The 23,138-nt window shown below is 68.6% G+C and carries 16 protein-coding genes; 7 read left to right on the plus strand and 9 right to left on the minus strand.

The window, feature by feature from the left end; genetic code table 11:
- Window positions 1–37 precede the first annotated feature (37 nt).
- Together ACQ1W9_RS03015 and ACQ1W9_RS03020 are read left to right on the plus strand one after the other, a co-directional pair.
- Window positions 38–1,708: a VRR-NUC domain-containing protein gene (locus tag ACQ1W9_RS03015; protein WP_431026399.1), complete on the plus strand. Its 1,671-nt coding sequence runs from the start codon at window positions 38–40 to the stop codon at window positions 1,706–1,708.
- Entirely contained in the window at window positions 1,705–3,990 is a 2,286-nt protein-coding gene (locus ACQ1W9_RS03020; RefSeq protein ID WP_431025264.1) for an ATP-dependent DNA helicase, read from the plus strand. Before ACQ1W9_RS03015 ends, ACQ1W9_RS03020 begins: the two co-directional genes overlap by 4 nt.
- Before the next feature lie 18 nt (window positions 3,991–4,008).
- Here ACQ1W9_RS03020 and ACQ1W9_RS03025 read toward each other — a convergent pair whose 3' ends face one another.
- Window positions 4,009–4,356: a Fis family transcriptional regulator gene (locus tag ACQ1W9_RS03025; protein WP_431025265.1), complete on the minus strand. Its 348-nt coding sequence runs from the start codon at window positions 4,354–4,356 to the stop codon at window positions 4,009–4,011.
- A complete protein-coding gene (locus tag ACQ1W9_RS03030; RefSeq protein WP_431025266.1) occupies window positions 4,340–6,157 on the minus strand; it encodes a monovalent cation:proton antiporter-2 (CPA2) family protein in 1,818 nt (605 codons plus the stop codon). The genes ACQ1W9_RS03025 and ACQ1W9_RS03030 overlap by 17 nt, the downstream gene beginning before the upstream one ends.
- 149 nt (window positions 6,158–6,306) lie before the next feature.
- Here ACQ1W9_RS03030 and ACQ1W9_RS03035 point away from each other — a divergent pair, with 149 nt between their 5' ends.
- Entirely contained in the window at window positions 6,307–6,486 is a 180-nt protein-coding gene (locus ACQ1W9_RS03035; protein WP_146802006.1) for a PLDc N-terminal domain-containing protein, read from the plus strand.
- Between the two features lie 61 nt (window positions 6,487–6,547).
- Here ACQ1W9_RS03035 and ACQ1W9_RS03040 read toward each other — a convergent pair whose 3' ends face one another.
- Genes ACQ1W9_RS03040 through ACQ1W9_RS03050 form a run of 3 tightly spaced genes read right to left on the minus strand, consistent with a single transcriptional unit; the run spans window position 6,548 to window position 11,398 of the window.
- On the minus strand, window positions 6,548–7,171 hold the full coding sequence (locus tag ACQ1W9_RS03040; RefSeq protein WP_431025267.1) for a CerR family C-terminal domain-containing protein: 624 nt from the start codon (window positions 7,169–7,171) through the stop codon (window positions 6,548–6,550).
- Window positions 7,168–10,284 carry an efflux RND transporter permease subunit gene (locus ACQ1W9_RS03045; RefSeq protein WP_431025268.1) on the minus strand — a complete coding sequence of 1,039 codons (3,117 nt, stop codon included), beginning with the start codon at window positions 10,282–10,284 and terminating at the stop codon, window positions 7,168–7,170. Before ACQ1W9_RS03045 ends, ACQ1W9_RS03040 begins: the two co-directional genes overlap by 4 nt.
- 7 nt (window positions 10,285–10,291) lie before the next feature.
- Window positions 10,292–11,398 carry an efflux RND transporter periplasmic adaptor subunit gene (locus tag ACQ1W9_RS03050; RefSeq protein WP_431025269.1) on the minus strand — a complete coding sequence of 369 codons (1,107 nt, stop codon included), beginning with the start codon at window positions 11,396–11,398 and terminating at the stop codon, window positions 10,292–10,294.
- A gap of 152 nt (window positions 11,399–11,550) precedes the next feature.
- Between ACQ1W9_RS03050 and ACQ1W9_RS03055 the strand changes: the two genes are divergently transcribed.
- Window positions 11,551–12,621, plus strand: coding sequence for a patatin-like phospholipase family protein (locus ACQ1W9_RS03055; protein WP_431025270.1), 1,071 nt, complete (start codon window positions 11,551–11,553; stop codon window positions 12,619–12,621).
- Complete coding sequence (locus tag ACQ1W9_RS03060) at window positions 12,618–14,063, plus strand: GntP family permease (RefSeq protein ID WP_431025271.1); 1,446 nt, start codon at window positions 12,618–12,620, stop codon at window positions 14,061–14,063. Before ACQ1W9_RS03055 ends, ACQ1W9_RS03060 begins: the two co-directional genes overlap by 4 nt.
- 432 nt (window positions 14,064–14,495) lie before the next feature.
- Here ACQ1W9_RS03060 and ACQ1W9_RS03065 read toward each other — a convergent pair whose 3' ends face one another.
- The 4 genes from ACQ1W9_RS03065 to ACQ1W9_RS03080 all read right to left on the minus strand — a co-directional run bounded on the left by ACQ1W9_RS03065 (window position 14,496) and on the right by ACQ1W9_RS03080 (window position 19,897).
- Window positions 14,496–14,915, minus strand: coding sequence for an NUDIX hydrolase (locus tag ACQ1W9_RS03065; RefSeq protein WP_431025272.1), 420 nt, complete (start codon window positions 14,913–14,915; stop codon window positions 14,496–14,498).
- Window positions 14,916–14,937: 22 nt separating this feature from the next.
- A complete protein-coding gene (locus tag ACQ1W9_RS03070) occupies window positions 14,938–15,240 on the minus strand; it encodes a hypothetical protein (protein ID WP_431025273.1) in 303 nt (100 codons plus the stop codon).
- 385 nt (window positions 15,241–15,625) lie between these two features.
- Complete coding sequence (locus ACQ1W9_RS03075; RefSeq protein ID WP_431025274.1) at window positions 15,626–16,870, minus strand: ribonucleotide-diphosphate reductase subunit beta; 1,245 nt, start codon at window positions 16,868–16,870, stop codon at window positions 15,626–15,628.
- Window positions 16,871–16,999: 129 nt separating this feature from the next.
- Window positions 17,000–19,897, minus strand: a complete 2,898-nt coding sequence (locus ACQ1W9_RS03080; RefSeq protein ID WP_431025275.1) for a ribonucleoside-diphosphate reductase subunit alpha — start codon at window positions 19,895–19,897, stop codon at window positions 17,000–17,002.
- A 439-nt stretch (window positions 19,898–20,336) separates the two neighbouring features.
- On the opposite strand from ACQ1W9_RS03080, the gene ACQ1W9_RS03085 reads away from it, so the two are divergent.
- Together ACQ1W9_RS03085 and ACQ1W9_RS03090 are read left to right on the plus strand one after the other, a co-directional pair.
- Window positions 20,337–21,056 carry a response regulator gene (locus tag ACQ1W9_RS03085; RefSeq protein ID WP_195862008.1) on the plus strand — a complete coding sequence of 240 codons (720 nt, stop codon included), beginning with the start codon at window positions 20,337–20,339 and terminating at the stop codon, window positions 21,054–21,056.
- Window positions 21,056–22,678 (plus strand): ATP-binding protein, encoded by a 1,623-nt coding sequence (locus ACQ1W9_RS03090; RefSeq protein ID WP_431025276.1) that lies wholly within the window; start codon window positions 21,056–21,058, stop codon window positions 22,676–22,678. The genes ACQ1W9_RS03085 and ACQ1W9_RS03090 overlap by 1 nt, the downstream gene beginning before the upstream one ends.
- The last annotated feature ends 460 nt before the right edge of the window (window positions 22,679–23,138 follow it).

Raw genomic sequence — 23,138 nt, forward strand, 5'->3', positions numbered from 1 at the left:
GCCTGCCAGCCACGAGGCCAACTGCTACCATGGCGCCATGATGCCGCTACCCATTGCCTCCCTGAGCGATCCCCGCTACTACCTGGCCAACTTCCGCGCCGCCCTGGACTGGGTGGCGGCGCGCTATGACGACCTGCTGGGGGGCGAGGAACGCGACTTCCTGAGCGTCTTCGCCGCCCTGCCCGAGGCCGCCCAGGCGCTGCTGGTGCGCCTGGTGATGCGCCGCGGCGAGCACTTTCGCACCTCGCGGCTCAGTTATGCCGAGATCGGTGACACCGACGCCGCCCTGGCGCCCTTGATCGCCTCGGGCCTGGTGGAGGCGGACCCGGCGCTCTCCGTCGAGGAACTGTGCCGGCAGCTGCGCCTGGTGGAGCTGCGCCAGGCGTTCGCGGAGACGCTCGCCGAGGCGGGGCTGAGCCGCGCCACCAAGGGCGAGCTGACGACGCGACTCCCGGAACTGATGCCGGCGCCGCGGCGTTACTCCGCCTGGTGGCCCGAGGCCCCGGATCGGCTGGTGCGCCTTACGGCGATGCCGACCTGTGAGCGGCTGCGGCTGATGTTCTTCGGCAACCTGCGCCAGGACTGGTCGGAGTTCGTGCTGACGGAACTGGGCCACCAGCGCTTCGAGACGGTGCCCTTCGGCGCCGAGTCCCGGGCCTTCCGGCACCGCGCGGAGCTGGACGCCTACCTGGTCCTGCACGACCTGGGCGAGCGATTGGCGGCGGGGGAAGCAGTGAGCGACCTGGTCGAAGCGCTGTCCGAGAACCTGCCCGAGCCACCGCGGAATCCCTGGCTGGCGGCCCGGCGGCATCGCCTGGCCCTGCGCCTGGGGCGGGAGGCCGAACGCCAGGGTGATACCGAGCTGGCGCTCGGCCTCTATGCCCAGGGCGGCGAGGACGAGGCCCTGGTACGCCGGCTGCGCCTGCTGGAGCGCCTCGGCGAGCATCGCGTCGCCCTGGATCTGGCGCGGCCCTTCCTGGACACCCCGGCCAGCGAGGCCCAGCGCCAGGCCCTGGCGCGGCTGGTGCCGCGCCTCGAGAAGCGCCTGGGCCTGGCGGTCACGCCGTCGCCGGCCGAGCCCGCCCCCGAGCGGCTGACCCTGACCCTGCCTCAGACCCTGGTGGCCGGCGGCGGGGTGGAGCGGGCGGTGGCCGAGCACCTCTCATTGCCCGAGGCGCCGGTGCGCTACGTGGAGAACGGCCTGCTCACCGGGCTCTTCGGCCTGCTCTGCTGGGAGGCGATCTATGCGCCCCTGCCCGGCGCCTTCTTCCATCCCTTCCAGAGCGGCCCCGCGGACCTCTATCGCCCCGACTTCGTGAGCCGGCGTCGGGCGCGCTTCGACGCCTGCCTGGCGCGCCTGGAAAATGGCGACTACCGGGCGGCGATCCGCGCCACCTGGGCGGCCAAGCGGGGCCTGGCCTCGCCCTTCGTGGCCTGGGAGCTATTGGATCAAGAGCTCCTCGAGCTGGCCCTGGCGAGCCTGCCTCCGGCCCATCTGCGTGCCTGCTTCGAGCGCCTGCTGGCGGACCTCAAGGCCAACCGGGCCGGCCTCCCGGACCTGATCCAGTGCTTCCCCGAGCGCGGCGACTACCGGCTGATCGAGGTCAAGGGGCCGGGGGATCGCCTCCAGGACAACCAGCGCCGCTGGCTCGCCTTCTTCCATGATCGGGGTATCCCCGCGGCGGTCTGCCAGGTTCGTTGGCAATGAATCACGGGGCGGATACCTATCGGGTGGCGGTGCGGGCGCTATGCGATTTCACCGCCCGGCGCGGCGACCTGGACCATCGCTTTACCCCGGCGCCCAGCGCCCGGGAGGGCATCGCCGGCCATGCCCGGGTGGTGGCCCGCCGCGGCGCCGATTATCGCGCCGAGCTGCCCCTGGAGGGCGAGTTCCGCGAGTCGGGCCTGTGCCTGGTGGTGCGCGGTCGCGCCGACGGCTATGACCCCCGGGAGGCCTGCCTGGAGGAGATCAAGACCCACCGCGGCGACCTGGGGCGCCAGGCCGCCAACCAGCGCGCCCTGCACTGGGTCCAGGCGCGCACCTACGGGGCCCTGCTATGTCGTTCCGAGGGGTTGGCCCGGGTGACGATTCGCCTGGTCTACCTGGAGATTGCCAGCGGCGAGGAGACCCGCCTCGACGAGACCGTGGAGGCCGCCGAGCTGGAGGCGGAGTTCGTCGCCCGCTGTCGCGACTTCCTGGCCTGGGCCCGCCAGGAATCGGCCCATCGCCGCGCCCGGGACGCCGCCCTGGCCCGCTTGCGCTTCCCCCATGGCGAGTTCCGCCCCGGGCAGCGGGCCCTGGCCGAGGCCGCCTACAAGGCCGCCGCCACCGGCCGCTGCCTGCTGGCCCAGGCGCCCACCGGCATCGGCAAGACCCTCGGCACCCTCTTCCCGCTGCTCACCGCTATGCCCCGCCAGGGGCTGGATCGCCTGGCCTTCCTGACCATGAAGACCCCGGGGCGGCGCCTGGCCCTGGACGCCCTGGCCAGCCTGGGCGCCGCCGAGGGCGACCCCCCGCTACGGGTGCTGGAACTGATCGCCCGGGACAAGGCCTGCGAGTATCCCGGCACCCCCTGCCAGGGCGAGGCCTGCCCCCTGGCCGAGGGCTTCTATGATCGCCTGCCGGCGGCGCGCCGGGCGGCGGTGGCCCGGGGCTGGCTGGATCGCGGCGCGCTGCGCGAGCTGGCCCTGGCCCATCGGGTCTGCCCCTACTACCTGGGCCAGGAGCTGGCCCGCTGGTGCGATGTGATCGTCGGCGACGTCAACCACTACTTCGACGACACGGCGCTGCTGTATGGCCTGGCCCAATCGGACGGCTGGCGCCTGGGGCTCTTGGTCGACGAGGCCCATAACCTGGTGGGTCGCGCCCGGGGCATGTACAGCGCCGAGCTGGATCAGGCGCGACTGAATCGCCTAAAGCGCACCGCCCCCGCGGTATTGAAGGGGGGCCTGGAGCGGCTAAGCCGTCAGTGGCAGGGCCTGGTGCGGGAGAGCGGCCTCGCCGAGGGCTCGCCGCAGCGCCCCGCCTACGGTGTGCTCGATGGCCTGCCCGGCGGCCTGGTGGGGGTGCTGCAGGGGCTGGTGGCGCGCCTCGGCGACTACCTGGTGGAGCACCCCGGCCAGGGGGAGTGGCAGGAGCTGCTCTTCGAGGCCCTGGCCTTCGGCCGATTGGCGGAGCGCTTCGGTGACCACTCCCTGTGCGACCTGGAGCGCCGCGGGCGGGGCAGGGCACGGCTGGGGCTGCGCAACCTGGTGCCGGCGGACTTCCTGGCGCCGCGCTTCGCCGCCGCCCACTGCGCGGTGCTCTTCTCCGCCACCCTGAGCCCCGCCGGCTATCATCGTGACCTCTTGGGCCTGCCCGAGGGCACGGTGTGGCAAGCGGTGCCCGCGCCCTTTCACGCCAAGCAGCTAGAAGTCAGGGTGCGTAGCGATATCTCCACCCGCCTGGCGGATCGCCCCGCCTCCCTGGGGCCCATCGTCGCCACCCTCGCCGAGCAGTACCGGCGCCGCCCGGGGCACTACCTGGCCTTCTTCAGCAGCTTCGCCTACCTGGAGGTGGCCCGGGAGGCGCTGGCCGCGGCGCATCCCGAGATTCCCCGGCGCAGCCAGACCCGCGGCATGGACGAGGCGGCCCGGGAGGCCTTCCTGGCAGGCTTCGCCCCAGGGGGCCGGGGCATCGGCTTCGCGGTGCTGGGCGGGGCCTTCGGCGAGGGCATCGACCTGCCCGGGGAGCGGCTGATCGGCGCCTTTATCGCGACCCTGGGGCTGCCGCCCTCGGACCCCTTCAACGAGGCGCTGCGCGCCCGGCTCCAGGCGCGTTTCGGGCGCGGCTACGACTACGCCTACCGGATCCCCGGCCTGACCAAGGTGGTGCAGGCCGCCGGTCGGGTGATCCGCGGCCCGGAGGACGAGGGGGTGGTGGTGCTGATGGACGAGCGCTTCGCCCGCCGCGAGGTGCGGGCCCTGCTGCCCGAGTGGTGGGAGGCGTGAAGCCCAAGGAGTGAGGCGTCAGGCGTCGTGGAGGCGCCGCTTCCAGTTGCCCTTGTGCTCCCGCTGGCAGGCCTCTTCGCTGTCGAAGCGCACCTGACGGCGCAGCGCCGCGGGCTTGATGGCGGCGGCGGCCAGCTTGGCCTGGAGCAGTTGGCAGAGGTAGTCGTCCTCCCGGGCCTCCCGGGCCCGGGCCAGGGCGTCATCGCTGTCGAAGACGCAGACGATGCGCAGGCTATCGGGGAAGCGCTGGTAGTCGGCCAGGTGGGTCAGCCAGCGAAAGCCCGGCACGCTCTCCAGGGCCAGTTCGCAGGCCTCCATCAGGGCACCGCGCAAGCGGTTGTCGAGCTGTTTATCGCTTTTGCGCATGGGGGCCTCCGGGTGGGGTGGCGATCTCCTCGTCGGCCTCGAAGAGGCTTTCCAGCTCCCGGGCCGCCTCCTGGACCGTCTGAATATATTGGCTCTCGTTGCCGAACACCTCCAGCTGGCGCAGCAGGGTCTGCTCGTCATGCTCGCGGAAGGTGGCCACCCCGTGGTCGGCCTGCTCCGGGGGCAGGCCGAGGGCGACCAGCACCTCGCGGGTCAGCTCCAGGCTGGCGGGCAGTATCTCGCGTACCAGGTCGTGGATGCCGGCGCGCATCAGCAGGTGGGCGTGGTAGCGGTTGCGGGCCCGGGCGAAGATGCGCAACTGGGGGAAGCGCCGCCTGACCCGTTCGGCGATGCGCATGGAGGCCTCGATATCGCCCATGGCCAGCACCAGGATGCGCGCCTTGTCGGCGCCGGCGGCGGTCATCAGGTCGAGGCGGGCGGCGTCGCCGTAGTAGACCTTGTTGCCGTAGCGGCGCACGAAATCGACCTGCTCGGCGTTGATATCCAGCACCGTATAGGGAATCTGCAGGCCCTGGAGCACCCGGCCGAGGATCTGCCCGAAGCGCCCGAAACCGGCGATGATCACCTGGGGGGCGTCGTCCTCGGGGGTGTCGTAGCCGGGCCGCTTGCGGGTCCTGGCGAAGCGCGGGCGCAGCCAGCGGGCATAGCCGCCATAGAGCAGCGGGGTGGTGGCCATGGACAGCGAGATCACCAGCACCAGCAGCTCGGTGAGCTCGCGGTCGAGCAGGGCCACCGCGGCGGCGGCGGTGAGCAGCACGAAGGCGAATTCGCCGCCCTGGGAGAGCAGTACCCCGAGGCCGGTGGCCTCCTTCCAGGAGCCGCCATAGAGGCGGCTGGCCAGCACCAGGCTGGCGCCCTTGAGCAGCAGCAGCCCCAGGGTCAGGCCCAGCACCGTCAGCGGTATCTCCGCCAGCAGGCCGATCTGCGCCATCATCCCCACCGCCATGAAGAAGAGCCCCAGCAGCAGGCCGCGGAAGGGCTCGATATCCGCCTCGATGCTGTGGCGATACTCGGAATCGGCCAGCAGCACCCCGGCGATAAAGGCGCCGAGGGCCATGGAGAGGCCGGCCAGCTCCATCAGCAGGGCGGCACCGATTACCACCAGCAGGGTGGTGCCGGTGAACACCTGGCGGCTCCGGGTGCGGGCGGCCAGATGGAAGAGCGGGCGCAGCAGGTAGCGCCCGCCGAGGATCAGCACCAGGAAGGCGCCCAGCGCCAGGGCCGCCTCCCACAGCAGCACTTCGGGGCCCGCCGCCAGTAGCGAGCCGGCGGCGAGGATGGGAATGGCCGCCAGCACCGGGATCGCCGCCAGGTCCTGGAACAGCAGCAGGGCGAAGCCGTTGCGGCCCTGGCGGGTGGAGAGCTCCTTGCGCTCGCCGAGCAGTTGCAGCACTAGGGGCGTGGAGCAGAGCCCCAGGCTGAAGCCCACCACCAGGGCCGCCAGGGGCGACAACCCCAGCCACCAGGCGGCCAGGGCCAGGAGGGCGGTGGTCAGGGTCACCTGCAGGCTGCCGAAGCCGAACACCGCCCGGCGCATCACCTTCAGGCGTGCCGGCTTGAGCTCCAGGCCGATCACGAAGAGCAGGACGACGATGCCCACCTGGGAGAACTGCAGCACCCCCTCGGCGTCCGGCACCAGCCCCAGCACCGAGGGGCCGATAAGTACCCCGGCCACCAGGTAGCCCAGTACCTCGCCGAGCCCCAGGGCCTTGAACAGCGGCACCATCAGCACGGCGGCGGCGAGGAAGATGGCGGCATTGAGCAGCAGGTCGACGGCCAAGGTCAGGGGCTCCGGTGGCGGTGAGTCACAGGGGATGATAATGGCGGCCGGGGCCGGGAATGCCAAGCCGGGCCGGGTCGCGATTGTGCCTGACACCGAAAGCGTGCTACTCCTGAGGCCTCACCAAGCGCCCACGAAGGAGTGTGACCATGGGGATCGAAGTGGCCGGCCTGTTCGGGCTGATCTGGCTGATCATCGTTATCTGGGCCATCGTCAAGGTGGCCAAGAGCGGCGCGGGGCCGGTGGTCAAGCTGCTGTGGATCCTGATCCTGCTGTTCTTCCCCCTGATCGGCCTGATTGCCTGGCTGCTATTGGGGCCCAAGGGATAGCGCCGGCGAGGCGGTGCCAGCGGCGGGCGGACCCTCGGGTCCGCCCGCGTCGTTCCGAGCCTCAGGCGTAGCGGGCCAGTTGGGCCGCCATCAGGGCCTCGATCTCCGCCACCGTCGCCGCGTCATAGCCGTCCTGTCCCAGGCGGCGCAGCAGTGGCTCGCGGCCCACCAGGAAGAAGACGATCTGCCCCACCAGGGTATGGGTTTCGAGGATCACCCGCCTGTCGTCGGGGTCGCGCCCGGTCAGCCTGGCGATCAGGGTGCTCAGGGTCATCTGGATCGGCTGGAAGGCCCGGGCCTGAAGGATATCGAAGGCCTCGCCGGGGCTGACCTGCTCGCGGATCACCAGCAGCAGCCACTGGCGGCAGTCGTCGTCCTCGGTAAAGGTATGCACCATGCGCGCGACCAGGGTGCGCAGGGTCGCGAAGCTGGCCACCCGGTCCGTGGGGGCGGGCAGCGGCGGCGGCGCCAGGCGACGATGCAGCTCGTCGGCGATATACGCCGCCGACGCCAGATAGAGGCCGTGCTTGTTGGTGAAGTGATAGGCGATGGAGCCGATATTGGCACCGGCGGCCTCCGCCAGCTGGCGGGTCGTGGTGCCCTTGAAACCGTGTTCGCCGAAGAGCTGAATGGCCGCCTGGATCAGCCGCTCCCGGGTCTCGGCGCTATTTGCGATCTGGTTCATGGCGCGCTCCTCCGCGGCGTCTTGCGGGTGTCGATGCCGAAGAACAGGGTATAGAGCACCGGCACCATGCCCAGGCTCATGATGGTTCCCACCCCGAGGCCGAAGGCCATGGCGGCGGCCATGCCGTAGAACAGCGGGTCGCGACCGAGGACCAGGGGCAGGAAGCCGAGGATGGTGGTGATGGCCGACATCAGGATCGGGCGCAGGCGCCGCGCCGAGGCACGGATCACCGCGTCGCGCCCCGAGAGCAGGGGATTCTGGCGCTCGATATCGATGCGATCGATCAGCACGATGGCGTTATTGATGATGATGCCGGCCAGGCTGTAGATGCCCAGCAGCACCATGAACCCGAAATCGGCCCGGGAGGCGAGCAGCCCCAGGGCCACCCCGACGATCACCAGGGGAATGGTGGCGATGATCACCAGGGGGCGCTTGAAGGAGTTGAACTGGGCCACCAGCAGCACGAAGATCAGGCCGATGCAGAGTGGCAGGTTGGCCTGCAGCGCCGCCTGACCCTCCGCCGATTCCGTGACCACCCCATCGAACTCGATCCAGTGTCCCGGCGGCAGGCCCGCCTCCAGCTCGCGCAGCGCCGGTTCCAGGCGCGGCACCATGTCCTCGGCGGTCAGGGTGTCATGACGCCCCTCCACGGTGATGGTGCGCACCAGGTTCTCCCGGTCGATGCGGTAGTAGCCGTTGTCGAGGCGGATCTCCGCGACCTGGTTGAGGGGCACGCCGGGGCCGGGCTCGCCCAGGGGATAGACCGTCAGCGAGGCCAGCCGCTCGAGGCTGTGGCGCTGCTGATCGGCATAGCGCAGCATCACCGGGATGATGTCGTCCCCCTCCCGGTAGTGGCTGAGGCGGTAGCCGTCGATGGCGCCGGCCAGCGACTGGGCGATGTCCTCGGAGGTGATGCCGGCATTGCGCGCCTGGGTCTGATCCACCGCGATGCGCAGCGACGGAATGCGCGCCTCCCAGCTCTGGCGCACGTCGCGGCTACCCTCCAGCTTATGCAGCAAGGCCTCTATTTCCCGGGCGCTGGCGAAGAGCACCTCCCGATCCGGGCCCTTGACCTGGACCTGCAGCAGGGTGCTGTCGGCGGGGCCGAGGAACATCCGCGTCACCTGGGGCGAGAGGTCGGGGTGGTGGCGGCCCAGGTAGTCCCGGGTGGCCTGGATCACCGCCGCGACCCGGTCGCGGTCGGCCACGTTGAGCACCATGAAGCCCTTGTTGGGGGCCGGGTCGATGGGCGTCAGCGAGAGCACGAAGCGTGGCCCGCCGAAGCCGGCATAGGCGGCCACGCCGGTGACGTCCGCGGCCAGGCCGGGCGCCTCGCCGAGCTCCCGGCTCAGCGCCTGGACCCGGCGGTCGGTGGTGCCCGCGGCGCTGTCCGAGGGGAAGTCGAGGGTCACCAGCACCTGATTGCGGTCCGAATCGGGGAAGAACTTGTGGGGCACCGCCTGCATCATGGCCAGCCCGGCCACCAGGGCCAGGCCCATCAGGCCGAGGAACAGCGCCCGGTGGTGCAGCACCCGCACCAGCAGCAGCCCATAGCGCCGCGACACCCAGTTGAAGACCCGGTCGGAGAGATTGGGGCCGTCGGTCGCCTCGCCGGTAACGCCGCCGGTGTCGCTGCGAGAGGGCGCCTTAAGGAAACGATGGCAGAGGGCCGGAGTCAGCGTCAGCGACAGGAACCAGGAGCTCAGCAGGGTGATGGCGATGACGATGGAGATGGAGCGGGTGTATTCGCCGGCGGCGTGGACGGCGAGCATCAGTGGCAGGAACACCAGGATGGTGGTCAGGCTGGACGACAGCAGCGGCAGGGCCAGCTCGCGGCCACTCTCCTCCAGGGCCCGGTCGCGGTCCAGGCCCGCCTCCAGGCGGGTCTTGAAGTCCTCGGCGACGACGATGGCGTTGTCCACCAGCAGCCCCAGGGCGATCACCAGGGTCGCCAGGCTGGCGCGCTGCAGGCTGACCTCCATCAGGCCCATGATCGCCAGGGTGACCAGCATCACGGTGGGGATAATCGAGCCGACGATCAGCCCGGTGCGCATGCCCAGGAAGAGGATCACCACCCCCAGCACGATGGCCAGGGTCTGGATCACGCTGCGGGTCACCCCGTAGACGGCGTTGGCTACCTGCTCGGGCTGGAAGGTCATGATCTCCAGCCGGTAGCCCGCCGGCAGGCTGGGACGGACTTCCGCCAGGGTGGCCTGGACGGCCTCGCCGTAGTCCAGCACGCTGGCCCCGTCGAGCATGGAGAGGGCGAAGACGATGGCCGACTCGCCGTTGAAGTAGGCGCCGCGCTCGGCGGGGTCCTGATAGCCGCGACGGATCTCGCCCAGGTCGCGCAGGCGCAGGGTGCCGCCCTCGGGCAGGCGCAGCTCGGCATCACCCAGGGCCGCGAGGTCGCTGAACTCGCCGCTGACCTCCAGGGCCAGGCGCTGCTCGTCCACCTCCATGACGCCGCCGGGGGGGAAGATATTGCGGCGCTGGATCTGCGCCGCCAGGTCCCTCGGGGTCAGGCCCAGCTCGGCGAGCCGCGCCTCGGCGATATCGATGAAGATGCGCTGCTCCTGAATGCCCAGCAGCTCCACCTTCTTGGTGCCCTCCACCCCGTAGAGCAGGGCGCGCACATGCTCGGCGATCTCCTGCTGGTCGGCCTGGGGGTAGTCCGGGGCGGTCAGGGCCACGGTGATGACCGCCACGTCGCCGAAGTCGGTGTTGATCACCGGGTCCCGGGTGCCCTCGGGCAGCCGGGGGCGGGCCGTGGCCACCTTGTGGCGCACCTCGTCCCAGATCTGCTCCAGGTCGAAGTAGCGATCCTGGATCTGCACATGGATGATGGAGCGGCCGCGCAGGGAGGTGGAGCGCAGCTCCTTGATCTCGCCGATGGTGCGAACGCTCTCCTCGAGGGCCTTGGTGATGTTCTCCTCCACCTGTTCCGCCGGCAGACCGGGGAATTCGGTGGTGATCACCGCCTCGCGCACCAGGATCTCCGGGTCCTCCCGGGCGGGCAGGGTGAAGTAGCTGTAGACGCCGAGCAGCATGGCCAGCAGGGTGGCCAGGTAGAGCACGGGGCGACGGCGGTAGGCGATCTGGCTCAGGTTCATGGTGGCCTCAGTGGTAGCGCTCGGGGCTCTCGCCGAGCAGGCTGACCCGCTGGCCGGCGCGGACGAACTCGGCGCCCCGGGCGACGATGCGCTGGCCCGGGGCCAGGTCACCGCGCACCCGGGCCCAGCCGTCGCCGATAGCGAGCACCTCCACCGCGACCCGCTCCAGGCGCGCCTCGCCGTCGATACGCAGCACATGGGCGGTGGCGTCGGTGTAGACCAGGGCGGTCAGGGGCACCGGTAGGCCGGGCTCTTCGCTCCCGGGCCCCAGCGTCAGCGCCACCCGGGCGGTCATCCCGGAGCGCAGGTCCGGGGGCGGCGACTCCAGGCTCAGGATCAGCGGATAGTCGTTGGAGGAGCGCGGCTGAGTACCCAGGTGGCGCAGGGTGGCCGGCAGCGTGCGGTTACCCAGGGCCGGCAGTGTCACCTCGTGACGCGAGCCCACCGCCAGGGCGCCGACCATCGTCTCGGGGATGCGGGTCTCCACCTCGAAGCCCTCCCGGTCGGAGATTATCTCGAGGATCGGCTGATTGGCGGCGACCCGCTCGCCGGGCTCCACCTGGCGTTGGCTCACCGAGCCGTCGAAGGGCGCCTCCAGGGTGGTCAGGGCCAGGTCGCGCTCGGCCAGGGCCAGGGCCGCCGCCGCGGTGGCCTGGCGGGACTCGGCGCTGGCCAGGGCGGCGCGCACGCTCTCCAACTGGTTGGCGCTGACATAGTCGCGTTCGGCCAACTGGGCATGGCGCCGGTAGTCCTGGCGCTTCTCCTCGAGCAGCGCCTCGGCCTCGCGCAGCTCGGCGCGACGCTGCTCGGCCACCAACTGGTAGCGTTCCGCCTCCAGGCGGGCCAGCGGCTCGCCGGCGCGGATTCGATCGCCGGCCTCCACCCGCAGGAAACTCACCCGACCGGGCAGCTCGAAGCTCAGGGTGCTGCGTTCGGCGGCGCGGACTCGGCCGCTGAGGTGGGAGATCGTGGCCCCATTGCCGGGCTCGAGAAGGTGGCTATCCACCACCCGGGGCGATTCGCTGGGTGGGGCGGCCTCCGGTGAACAGCCCGCCAGCAGCCATAGCAGGGCGAGGGCGGCGGTGACCGCGAGACGATGGGGGGAGGGCGACATGGCGGCGATCCTCGATCGGGCTTCGCGAAGGTCCCGAGAGTGTATTAATCAATTGATTAAATCGCAATGAAGCATCACCGCAGCGCCTTGCTGCGGTGCAACATAGGGGCCTATACTGCACGCCAATATGGCAAGGATGGCGAGGAGAGGGCATGGCCAAGCGAGCGGTCAAGCGGATCGACCTGGCGCTTCAGGGCGGCGGCTCCCACGGGGCCCTCACCTGGGGCGTGCTGGACCGGCTGCTGGAGGACGAACGCCTCGAGATCGATGGCATCAGCGGCACCAGCGCCGGCGCCATGAATGCGGTGGTACTGGCGGATGGCCTGCAGCGGGGCGGACGCGAGGGAGCCCGGGAGGCCCTGGCCGGCTTCTGGCAGGCGGTCAGCGAGGCGGCGCGCTTCTCGCCCATCCAGCGCAGTCTCTGGGATCGACTGATCGGCAACGACAGCCTCGACCATTCGCCCAGCTACCTCTTCTTCGAGAACCTCACCCAACTGATCGCCCCGGCCTACCTCAACCCCCTGGATATCAATCCGCTGCGGGACCTGGTGGCGGAGCGCATCGACTTCGCCCGGGTCAATGCCTGCACCCAGGTCAAGGTCTTCGTCACCGCCACCAATGTGCGCACCGGTCACGCCACCATCTTTCGTCAGCCCGATCTCGGCGTCGAGACCCTGATGGCCTCCGCCTGTCTGCCGTTTCTCTACCGGGCCGTGGAGATCGACGGCGAGGCCTACTGGGATGGCGGCTACAGCGGTAACCCGGCGCTCTATCCGCTGGTGGACGACCAGGGCTGCCGTGACCTGGTGGTGGTGCAGATCAATCCCCTGGTGCGCCGCCAGCTGCCGGGCAGCGCCCGGGAGATCCTCAACCGCCTCAACGAGATCACCTTCAACTCCAGCCTGGTCAAGGAGCTGCGCAGCATCCAGCTGCTGCAGCGGCTGATCGAGGCGGAGGGGCTCGAGCTGGAGAGCTACCGGGCCATGCGCTTGCACCTGATCCACTGCGAGCAGGAGGTGGAGAGCCTCAGCGCCTCCAGCAAGATGAACGCCGAGTGGGACTTCCTGACCCGGCTCTTCGCCCAGGGGCGTGCCTGGGCGGATGCCTGGCTGGCGGAGCACTTCGATGACATCGGCCAGCGCTCCAGCTTCGACCTGGATCGCCTCTTCTCCGACACCTTCCGTCCCCTGGATGGGGCGCCCGATGAGGAGCTGACCCCATGATCGGCATCGTCGCCATCGTCCTGGCCCTGGGGCTGCTGATGTACCTGGCCTATCGTGGCCTGAGCCTGCTGCTGCTGGCGCCCGCGCTGGCTATGCTGGTGGCCCTGGCGGCCCAGGTGCCGCTGCTGGCCAGCTATACCCAGGTCTTTATGGGGGCCGCCGGGGGCTTCGTGATCAGCTACTTCCCGCTCTTCCTGCTGGGGGCGGTGTTCGGCAAGCTGATGGAGGATTCCGGCAGCGCCGAGGTGCTGGCGGGGGCCATCGTCGCCCGCCTGGGAGAGGCCCGGGCCATCCTGGCGGTGGTGCTGGCCTGTGCGGTGATGACCTATGGCGGGGTCTCGCTGTTCGTGGTGGCCTTCGCCGTCTACCCCATCGCCGCGGCCCTGTTCCGCCGCGCCGACCTGCCCAAGCGATTGATGCCCGCCACCATCGCCCTCGGCGCCTTCACCTTCACCATGACCGCCCTGCCGGGGACCCCGGCGATCCAGAACGCCATCCCCATGCCTTATTTCGGCACCTCGCCCTTCGCCGCCCCGGGGCTCGGGATCATCACCGGCCTGGTGATGCTGGGGCTGGGCCAGGTCTGGCTGAGTCATCGGGCGCGCCGGGCGCGGCTGGCGGGGGAGGGCTATGGGGCCCATGAGGAGGCGCGACCCACCACGGCGGGGCTGCGTGAGCGCGCCGCCGGGGAGGGCTTCGACCTGGCCGAGGTGGCGCCCACGCCGGACGTGGCCAGCCCGCCGAGCCTGGCGCTGGCGGTGACGCCCATCGTGCTGGTGATCGCCCTCAACCTGGTGTTCACCGCCTGGGTGATTCCCGCCATGGAGACCGGCTACCTGGCCGAGTCCCGCTATGGAGCCACCGGCATCGAGGCGCTGCGCGGGCTCTGGTCGGTGATCGCCGCCCTGGTGATCGCCATCGGGGTATTGATCCTGACCAACCGCCGGCGCCTGCCGGGGCTGACCGGGAGCCTGGATAGCGGCGCCAATGCCTCGCTGCTGCCGATCTTCAATACCGCCAGCCTGGTGGGCTTCGGCGCGGTGATCGCCTCCCTGGCGGCCTTCGAGACCCTGAGCGCCTGGGTCACCTCCCTGGGCGGCGACAATCCGCTGATCTCCCTGGCCATCGCCGTCAACCTGCTGGCCGGCATGACCGGTTCCGCCTCCGGGGGCATGAGCATCGCCCTGGCGACCCTGGGGGAGACCTACCTGGCCATGGGCCAGGCCGCCGGTATCGCCCCGGAGTTGCTGCACCGGGTCACCGCCGTGGCCACCGGGGGCCTGGATGCGCTGCCCCACAACGGCGCCGTGATCACCCTGCTCTCCATCTGCGGCTTGAGCCACCGGGAGTCCTACCTGGATATCGCCGTGGTGGCGGTGCTGGTGCCGCTGCTGTCGCTGGGGCTGCTGATCGTGCTGGGGAGCCTGTTCGGCGCCTTCTAGACTTTGTCCGAAAACTGCCTGCGCTCACCCATACGGCGTTAAAAATCGGCTCAAAGTACTCATTTACACCGCGTAAACTCCGTCTTTTCGCCGATTTTTGCCTTGTCTGGCCATCGCTCGCCGACTTTTCAGGCAAAGCCTAGCACTAAACCCCGACGCCCCGGTCGCGGGACCGGGGCGTCGAGGAAACTGGAAGCCGAGGAGGGGATCAGCGGCGCGGCGGCGCCTTGTAGTGACCGGGCACCCTGACCCGCTCGCCATTGGGCAGCTGGCGCACATGGGTGGGGACATAGACGCGCTTGATAATGCTCTTGGGCTCACTCATCGCACTCTCCTCCTTGTTATGCCACTACCCTAGCAGCCTGGGCGGCATCCTGTCCTTGACGGGGGTCAAGGACAGGATAGCGGGACCCGATAAGCGTGGCGGTTCGATCAGACCGCTGCGTCGATTTCCAGGCGCTCCATCAGGGGCAGGACCCGGTCTCGCGTCAGCGGCGCCAGGGCAAGACGCTGGGCCTGTGCCGGGGTGACCCAGCACAGGGTGTCGATCTCCGCACCGGGTTGCGGCGCTGCGTCCAGTTCCACCTGGAACAGATGGGCATGCAGGCGGTGTCCCGGCTCGTTGGCGGCGGGGGCGAGATACTCGCCCAGGTAGCGCAGCCGTCGCGGCAGGCACCCCAATTCCTCGCCCAGCTCCCGGCGCAGTGCGGCCTCCGGTGTCTCTCCGGGTTCGATCTTGCCGCCGGCCTGCATAAAGGCCCGGGTGTCGCGCTTGCGCACCAGTAGCAGCCGCCCCCGCCCGTCATGGATCACGGCGGCGGCGACATAGAGGGTAGGTGGGGCGCTCGACATCGATAGAGGCTCGTCTTCAATTTCAATGGTAGTGGTTCGATTGGCGGGTGAAGCGTACCGGCGGACTATGTCGCTGTCCCGTGGCGGCCCGCTCCGGGGCCGGCCTGACCCGCCAGCCTCGCGAGTTCGCCCAGGCCTTGAGCTTCCGGTAATCGATCAGGGGGTGGTCATTGGCGTAAGGATGGGGGGAGGGGGAAGGAAAAGCGAAGGCCACATGAGGGTAGTGAGCGAGCGCCTCCCAGCCATCATGGGCGGACAGGGCACGCTCCAAGGCGGCCTGCCAGGCCCAGGAGTCATCGGGAACTAGGGTCGGAGCAACTTGCATGGCATTGCCCTCCAGGGTGGGGGAGATTCCTCTTCCCCCTGGGTCGCAAGGGTGGTCAGCACGTCTTCGAAAGCGGCTTGGGCGTCGAGCGGCGGTGTGGTTTCACCGCCACCGTCTTGGGCCCAGGCTTCGGAGAAGTACGAGTCGGACGGCAAGTGGTCTTTGACTTGGCCATCGTCGTCACCTCCATTTCTCTGGAGTGGCGCGACCAACTTGACCCTGGCTAGACTAGAAAGGACAATGCCTTCGCTTTGGTAGCTAGCCTACCCAGGCCGGCCCGAGGGGTGGTCACACACCCTGCCGGTCAAGACGCTCGAAGTTGCCGCTTCGGGCGTCTTTTCGTTTGGGCCCCGCCATATGGCGAGGCCCATTGCTTTCCTGTCGATCAATCCCAACTCAGGGCGCCGCCCACCTGGTACTCGGTGACGCGGGTCTCGAAGAAGTTCTTCTCCTTGCGCAGGTCGATGATCTCGCTCATCCACGGGAAGGGGTTCTGGGCGCCGGGGAACTGCTCCTTCAGGCCGATCTGGGCCAGGCGGCGGTTGCAGATGAAGTGCAGGTACTCTTCCATGATCGCCGCGTTCATGCCCAGCACGCCGCGGGGCATGGAGTCGCGGGCATAGGCGATCTCGAGCTCGGTGCCCTCGAGGATCATCTGGGTCACCTCGTCCTGGAACTCGGCGGTCCACAGGTGCGGGTTCTCGATCTTGATCTGGTTGATCATGTCCACGCCGAAGTTCAGGTGCATGGACTCGTCGCGCAGGATGTACTGGAACTGCTCGGCCACGCCGGTCATCTTGTTGCGGCGACCCATGGAGAGGATCTGGCTGAAGCCGCAGTAGAAGAAGATGCCTTCGGTGACGCAGTAGAAGGCGATCAGGTTGCGCAGCAGCTCCTGGTCGGTCTCCGGGGTGCCGGTGTGGAAGTCCGGGCGCGACAGCGACTGGGTGTGCTTGAGGCTCCAGGCGGACTTGGCGGCCACCGAGGGCACTTCCCGGTACATGTTGAAGACCTCGCCCTCGTCCATGGCCAGGGACTCCACGCAGTACTGGTAGGCGTGGGTGTGGATGGCTTCCTCGAAGGCCTGGCGCAGCAGGTACTGGCGGCACTCGGGGTTGGTGATCAGGCGATAGACCGCCAGCACCAGGTTGTTGGCCACCAGGGAGTCGGCGGTGGAGAAGTAGCCGAGGCTGCGCATCACGATCAGCCGTTCGTCCTCGGTCAGGCCATCCTGGCTCTTCCACAGGGCGATATCGGCGTTCATGTTCACTTCCTGGGGCATCCAGTGGTTGGCGCTGCCATCCAGGTACTTCTGCCAGGCCCACTCGTACTTGAAGGGCACCAGCTGGTTGAGGTCGGCGCGGGCATTGATCATGCGCTTCTGGTCGACCTCGATGCGCGCCGCGCCCATCTCCAGTTCTTCCAGGCCGGCGGCCACGTCCAGGGCCTCCAGGGACTGACGGGCCCGCTCCAGGCGATCGCCCTCGGCGACCCGGTAGTCGCCGCGGCTCTCGGCCACGGCGGGCTCGGCCTCGGCGGAGGGCGCCGCCTGGGGCGCGGGCGCCGGGGCGGCCTTGGGCTGCTCGGCGACGGGGGTCTCGTCTTCGTGGAACTCGTCCCAGTTCAGCATCTCTATCTCTCTCCCAAATATTGGCGTATCGCCGCAGATGCCATCATGGGGGCGATGTCATCTGCTGGAGGAACAGGTGCTGGAAGCCGTGGTTTTTTACTTACGGCTTCCAGCTTATAGCTCAAGGGGCTACTGGCAGGCCTCGCAGCCCAGTTCGTCGATATCGCCCGCCGAGGGCGCCCGGGAGCCGCTGCCGCTCTGGCCCTGCAGGAAGTCCTCGATACCGCGGGGCACGCTCTGCGCGGAGGGCTCCTGAGCCGAGGGCGCCGGGCCACTACCATTACTGACCGCATTGAGCTTGCCGCGATCCACGGTGGACTTCTCCACCGAGGTGGCGCCCAGGGCACGCAGGTAGTAGGTGGTCTTGAGGCCGCGGAACCAGGCCATGCGGTAGGTCACGTCGAGCTTCTTGCCGGAGACCCCCTGGATATAGAGGTTCAGCGACTGGGCCTGGTCGATCCACTTCTGGCGCCGGGCGGCGGCCTCCACCAGCCACTTGGGCTCCACCTCGAAGGCGGTGGCGTACTTGGCCTTGAGGTCGTCCGGGATGCGGTCGATGGGCTGCACGCTGCCGTCGTAGTATTTGAGGTCGTTGATCATCACCTCGTCCCACAGGCCGCGTTCCTTGAGGTCGTGGACCAGGTAGGCGTTGACCACGGTGAACTCGCCGGAGAGGTTCGACTTGACGAAGAGGTTCTGATAGGTCGGCTCGATGGACTGCGAGACGCCACAGATATTGGAGATGGTCGCGGTCGGGGCGATGGCCATCACATTGGAGTTGCGCATGCCCTGGGCGGCGATCTTGTCGCGGATGCGGTCCCAGTCCTGGGTGGCGCCGGTGTCGATCTCGATGTACTTCTCGCCGCGCTCCAGGCGCAGCTTCTCGATGGAGTCGATGGGCAGTATGCCCTGGCTCCACAGCGAGCCCTCGAAGCTCTCGTAGCCACCGCGCTCGGCGGCCAGGTCGCTGGAGGCCTCGATGGCGTGGTAGCTGACCAGCTCCATGGAACGGTCGGCGAAGGCCACCGCCTCCTGGGACGCGTAGGCGATGCCCTGAGCATAGAGGGCGTCCTGGAAGCCCATGATGCCCAGGCCCACCGGGCGGTGCCGGAAGTTGGAGCGCTTGGCCTGGGGCACCGCGTAGTAGTTGATGTCGATAACGTTATCGAGCATGCGCACGGCGGTGCGCACGGTCTTCTTCAGCTTGTCGTTATCGAGCTCGCCGTCCACCACGTGCTGGGCCAGGTTGACGGAGCCCAGGTTGCACACCGCGATCTCGTCGACGCTGGTGTTGAGGGTGATCTCGGTGCACAGGTTGGAGGAGTGCACCACGCCGGCGTGCTGCTGCGGGCTGCGCAGGTTGCACGGATCCTTGAAGGTGATCCAGGGGTGGCCGGTCTCGAACAGCATGGAGAGCATCTTGCGCCACAGGTCCTTGGCACGCACGCGCTTGAACAGCTTGAGCTGGCCGCTGCGGGTCATCTCCTCGTACTCGGCGTAGCGCTTCTCGAAGGCGGCGCCGTAGAGGTCATGGAGGTCCGGGCAGGTGGCCGGCGAGAACAGCGTCCACTCCTTGTCGTCGAAGACCCGCTTCATGAACAGGTCCGGCACCCAGTTGGCGGTGTTCATGTCGTGGGTCCGGCGACGGTCGTCACCGGTGTTCTTGCGCAGCTCGAGGAATTCCTCGATATCCAGGTGCCAGGTCTCCAGGTAGGCGCAGACCGCGCCCTTGCGCTTGCCGCCCTGGTTGACCGCCACGGCGGTGTCGTTGACCACCTTGAGGAAGGGCACCACGCCCTGGGACTTGCCGTTGGTGCCCTTGATGTAGGAGCCCAGCGCGCGCACCGGGGTCCAGTCGTTGCCGAGGCCCCCGGCCCACTTGGAGAGCAGGGCGTTGTCGCGGATGGCGCTGTAGATGTGGTCCAGGTCGTCGGGCACGGTGGTCAGGTAGCAGCTGGAGAGCTGGCTGCGCTGGGTGCCGGAGTTGAACAGGGTCGGCGTGGAGGCCATGTAGTCGAAGCTGGAGAGCAGCTCGTAGAACTCGATGGCCCGCGCCTCGCGGTCGTCCTCGTTGAGCGCCAGGCCCATGGCCACGCGCATGAACATCACCTGGGGCAGCTCGTAGCGCACGTCATCCTTGTGGATGAAGTAGCGGTCATAGAGGGTCTGCAGGCCCAGGTAGGTGAAGGCGTTGTCGCGGCTGTGGTCCAGGGCGTCGCCCAGGCGCTCCAGGTCGAACTCGGCGAGCTTCTCGTCGAGCTGCTCGAACTCGATGCCCTTGGCCACATAGGCCTTGAAGGCGGGCTTGTAGAGCTCGGCCATGTCACCGAAGGTGGCGTCTTCGGCGATGCCCAGGAAGGACAGCGCCTCGCGGCGCAGGCTGTCCTGCAGCAGGCGCGCGGTGACGTAGGTGTAGTTGGGCTCCTTCTCCACCAGGGTGCGGGCGGTCATCATCAGCGCCTGGGAGACGCCGTCGATGGTCACGCCGTCGTAGAGGTTCTTCAGGGAGTCCTCGACGATCTTGCCCGGCTCCACATTGGCCAGGTCTTCGCAGGCGTCATAGACCAGGGTCTCGACCCGGCCCAGGTCCAGCGGCTGGCGGTTGCCGTCGGGCAGGGTGACGTTGAGGCTCGGGTGGGGCTTCTCGATGTCCTGGCCCGCCTCGGCGCGGGCCCGGGCGTGCTCCTCGCGGTAGAGGACATAGGCGCGGGCGACCTTCTGTTCGCCGGCGCGCATCAGGGCCAGTTCCACCTGGTCCTGGATATCCTCGATATGCAGGGTGCCGCCATCGGGCAGGCGGCGCCGGAAGGCCTCGACGATGGCCTGGCTGGATTGGGTTACGAAGTCCCGAACCCGCGACGAGGTGCCGGCGTTGTCCCCCTCCACGGCGATAAAGGCCTTGGTCATGGCGACGGCGATCTTGCTGGCGTCGAAGGCGACCACGTCGCCATTACGCTTGATCACCCGCAGTTGCTGGGGGGCGGTCACGTTCACAGACGTCTTGCCGGGGGTAAGGGTGGTATCCATGGCGCCGTGTATCCCTGACGATGGTTGATGGATGGAGCGAAGTCGAAACGATGCCGTGGGTTGAGAAACCCGCGAAAACCGGCGTCGTCGGCGCCCCGAAGGGGCCGTTTGACAGTGGCGACCGAAGTTGCTAGGGGCACACTATCTAGTGGTTAATCGGTTGGTGAGCACAAGATAGTGTGCCCTGCGGCTTTCATCAAGTGGATAAGCTGTGCGTATCTTGTGTCTCTTCTGGGGGCGGCCGGTGGGCGCTTCGGGAGAGGCGCTGGGACGCGGTTTCGCGATTGAATCAGATAACCCTTATTATCTCTCGTCTTCGACGTTTTCGTTACCGGCAATGGCGACGAAAATACGTTACATGAGATAACCTAGGGGTCGGAGTGCCCTCGGATGGCCAGATGCCATGAGGGGCGGCTCATATGAACGAGGAAACGCACTCATGGGAGTGGATGGCAGCGTGACAAGCAGCGACCTGGAACATGTGCTGATTGTCGAGGATGACGAGCGGCTCGCCGAGCTGACACGCGACTACCTGGAGGCCAACGGCTTCCGCGTCAGCGTCGAGGCGGATGGTGCCAAGGGGGTGGCGCGCATCCTCGAACTGCAGCCGGATCTGGTGATTCTTGACCTGATGTTGCCCGGCGAGGACGGCCTGTCGATCTGTCGCCGGGTACGTGGCGACTATCATGGCCCCATCCTGATGCTGACCGCCCGCACCGACGACATGGATCAGGTGCTGGGCCTGGAGATGGGCGCCGACGACTATGTGCCCAAGCCGGTACAGCCGCGGGTGCTGCTGGCACGGATGCGCGCCCTGCTGCGCCGCGCCGAGAGCAGCGAGGCGAGCGGCGAGGCGCAGTTGAGCTTCCGCGACCTGGCCATCGATAGTGCCACCCGGGAGGCCTGGCTGAACGGCGAGCGCATCGACCTGACCAGTGCCGAGTTCGATCTGCTCTGGCTGTTGGCCAGCAACGCCGGGCGGGTCCTGACCCGGGAGGAGATCTTCTCGCAACTGCGTGGCATCAAGTACGACGGTCAGGATCGTTCCATCGACGTGCGGGTCTCACGGATCCGTCCCAAGATCGGTGATGATCCCAACCAGCCCCATCGCATCAAGACGGTTCGCAGCAAGGGCTATCTCTTCGTCAAGGACGGTTGATGCCGATCCGCTTCCTGCCCCGGCCCCTGGCCGACAGCACCTTCCTGAGGGTCTATGTCCTGCTGGCCCTGGCCCTGCTGGTGATCGGTGGCCTGGCCCTGGGGGGCTTCGCGGTGATCGACCAGGTGCGCCGCGAGCACTACCGGGAAGAGTTGGCCAGCGCCCCCATGCTGGTATTGGCCCACCGCTATGCCGCCCTGCCCGCCGAGGTTCGCAGCGACTGGCTGGAACGACGCTCCCGGGAGCTGGATATCCGCCTCTCGGTGGTACCGGTGACCTCCCCGTTGCTCAACTACTTCGACCGTTCGCGCCTCGAGGAGGGCCAGACCCTGGTGGAATCCCGGGATGGCCAGGGCTGGCGGCTGTGGCGCCGGCTGCCCGGCGGATCGGGGTTGATGGTGGCGGAGCTGGATAGCCTCAACGAGCAACAGTTGCGTGGCCTGGCGGTGGAGCTGGGGCGCTGGCTGAACGAGGCCGCGCCCGCCCGGCGGGAGGCTCGCCTGGCGCTGCTCGCCGAGACCGCCCTGCCGGTGAGCCTCAGTGCGACCCCGCCGGAAGGCTGGGCCCAGGCGCCCCCCGAGCGCCTCCAGGAGGCGGAGGTCACCATTCGCCTGCTGCCCCAGCGCTGGGCGATCTCCCTCTATCTGCCGTTGCCCGCCGAGGCCGGTGGCGAGCGGTGGCTGGCGGTGGGGCCCATGGAGGCCTTCGAGCCCATGCCGATGAGCCTGGCGTTGCTGCTGATCGGCGTGCTGCTACTGGGGCTGGCGGCCAGCATCTATCTGATCGTGCGCGGCCTGGAGTCGCGCATGGCGGGGCTCGAGCAGGCGGCCTCGAGAATCGCCGCGGGCCACCTGGATACCCGGGTCAAGGTGGAGAGCGGCGACTTCCTGGGGCGCCTGGGCATGGCCTTCAACGGCATGGCGGCCCGGGTGCAGTCACTGCTGCGCACCCAGCAGGAGATGATCCGCGCCGTCTCCCACGAGCTGCGTACCCCGGTGGCGCGGATTCGCTTCGCGGTGCAGATGGTCGAGGACATGACCGAGGATGGCGGTATTCGCCGCCAGTTGCAGGGCATCGATGCCGATATCGAGGAGCTCGACGCCCTGGTGGACGAGATCCTCACCTATGCCCGCTTGGGAGGGGACCCCGGCCAGGGCCAGGTACTCAGCCGCGAGAGCCTGGACTGCCGGGAGATGGCGCGGCGGGTGGTGGAGACCCTGGCGCCCCTGCATGGTGACCTCGACCTGGTGCTGGTGCCCGGCCCGCCGGTGGAGACGGAGGCCGATCCGCGCTATCTGCAGCGCGCCCTGCAGAACCTGGTGGCCAACGCCTGCCGCCACGCCACCGCACGGGTGGAGGTGCGCCTGACCCAGGAGCCCTGGGCGCTGCGCATCGATGTGGAGGACGACGGTCCCGGGGTGCCGGTGGAGGCGCGGGAGGGAATCTTCAAGCCCTTCGCGCGCCTCGACGACAGCCGTACCCGCCGCTCCGGCGGCTATGGCCTGGGGCTCTCCATCGTGCAGAAGGTGATGGCCTGGCACGGCGGTAGCGTGGCGGTGGACGACAGCCCGCATCTGGGCGGCGCCCGCTTTAGCCTGTTATTGCCCCTGGAACGCCGCTGAGTTGTCTCACCATGCGTCCCGTGGACGATAGCCGCTCTCCATCACCCCGGCGGCGCCCGCTTTAGCCTGTTATTGCCCCTGGAACGCCGCTGAGTTGTCTCACCATGCGTCCCGTGGACGATAGCCGCTTCCATCACCCCTGCGGCGCCCGTTTCTGCCCATAAATCAGGCGCCTCGTGGGAGATTCTATGTTGCCTGCAAGTCGCCACCATGGTTTCTGTGGGAGCTCGGCTATGCCGCGCGATATCGCCCGCAGGGCGATCTGGAAGGCCTTGGCTGTCACCCAAGGGCGACTTCGTCGCCCAATCGTTCGGGGAACCCGAATTCCCACGACCCCAGTGGCCACGCAACCTGCAGTGGGAATTACCACCCAACCTATTGTGGGATGGCGACTTCGTCGCCCAATCGTTCTGGGCCTCCTTCAAACATACAAGCTCGGCTGTGCCGAGCGATGGCCAGG

It is taken from the genome of Halomonas sp. H5 (genome assembly GCF_050613175.1).
Taxonomy (GTDB): Bacteria; Pseudomonadota; Gammaproteobacteria; order Pseudomonadales; family Halomonadaceae; genus Bisbaumannia; species Bisbaumannia salifodinae.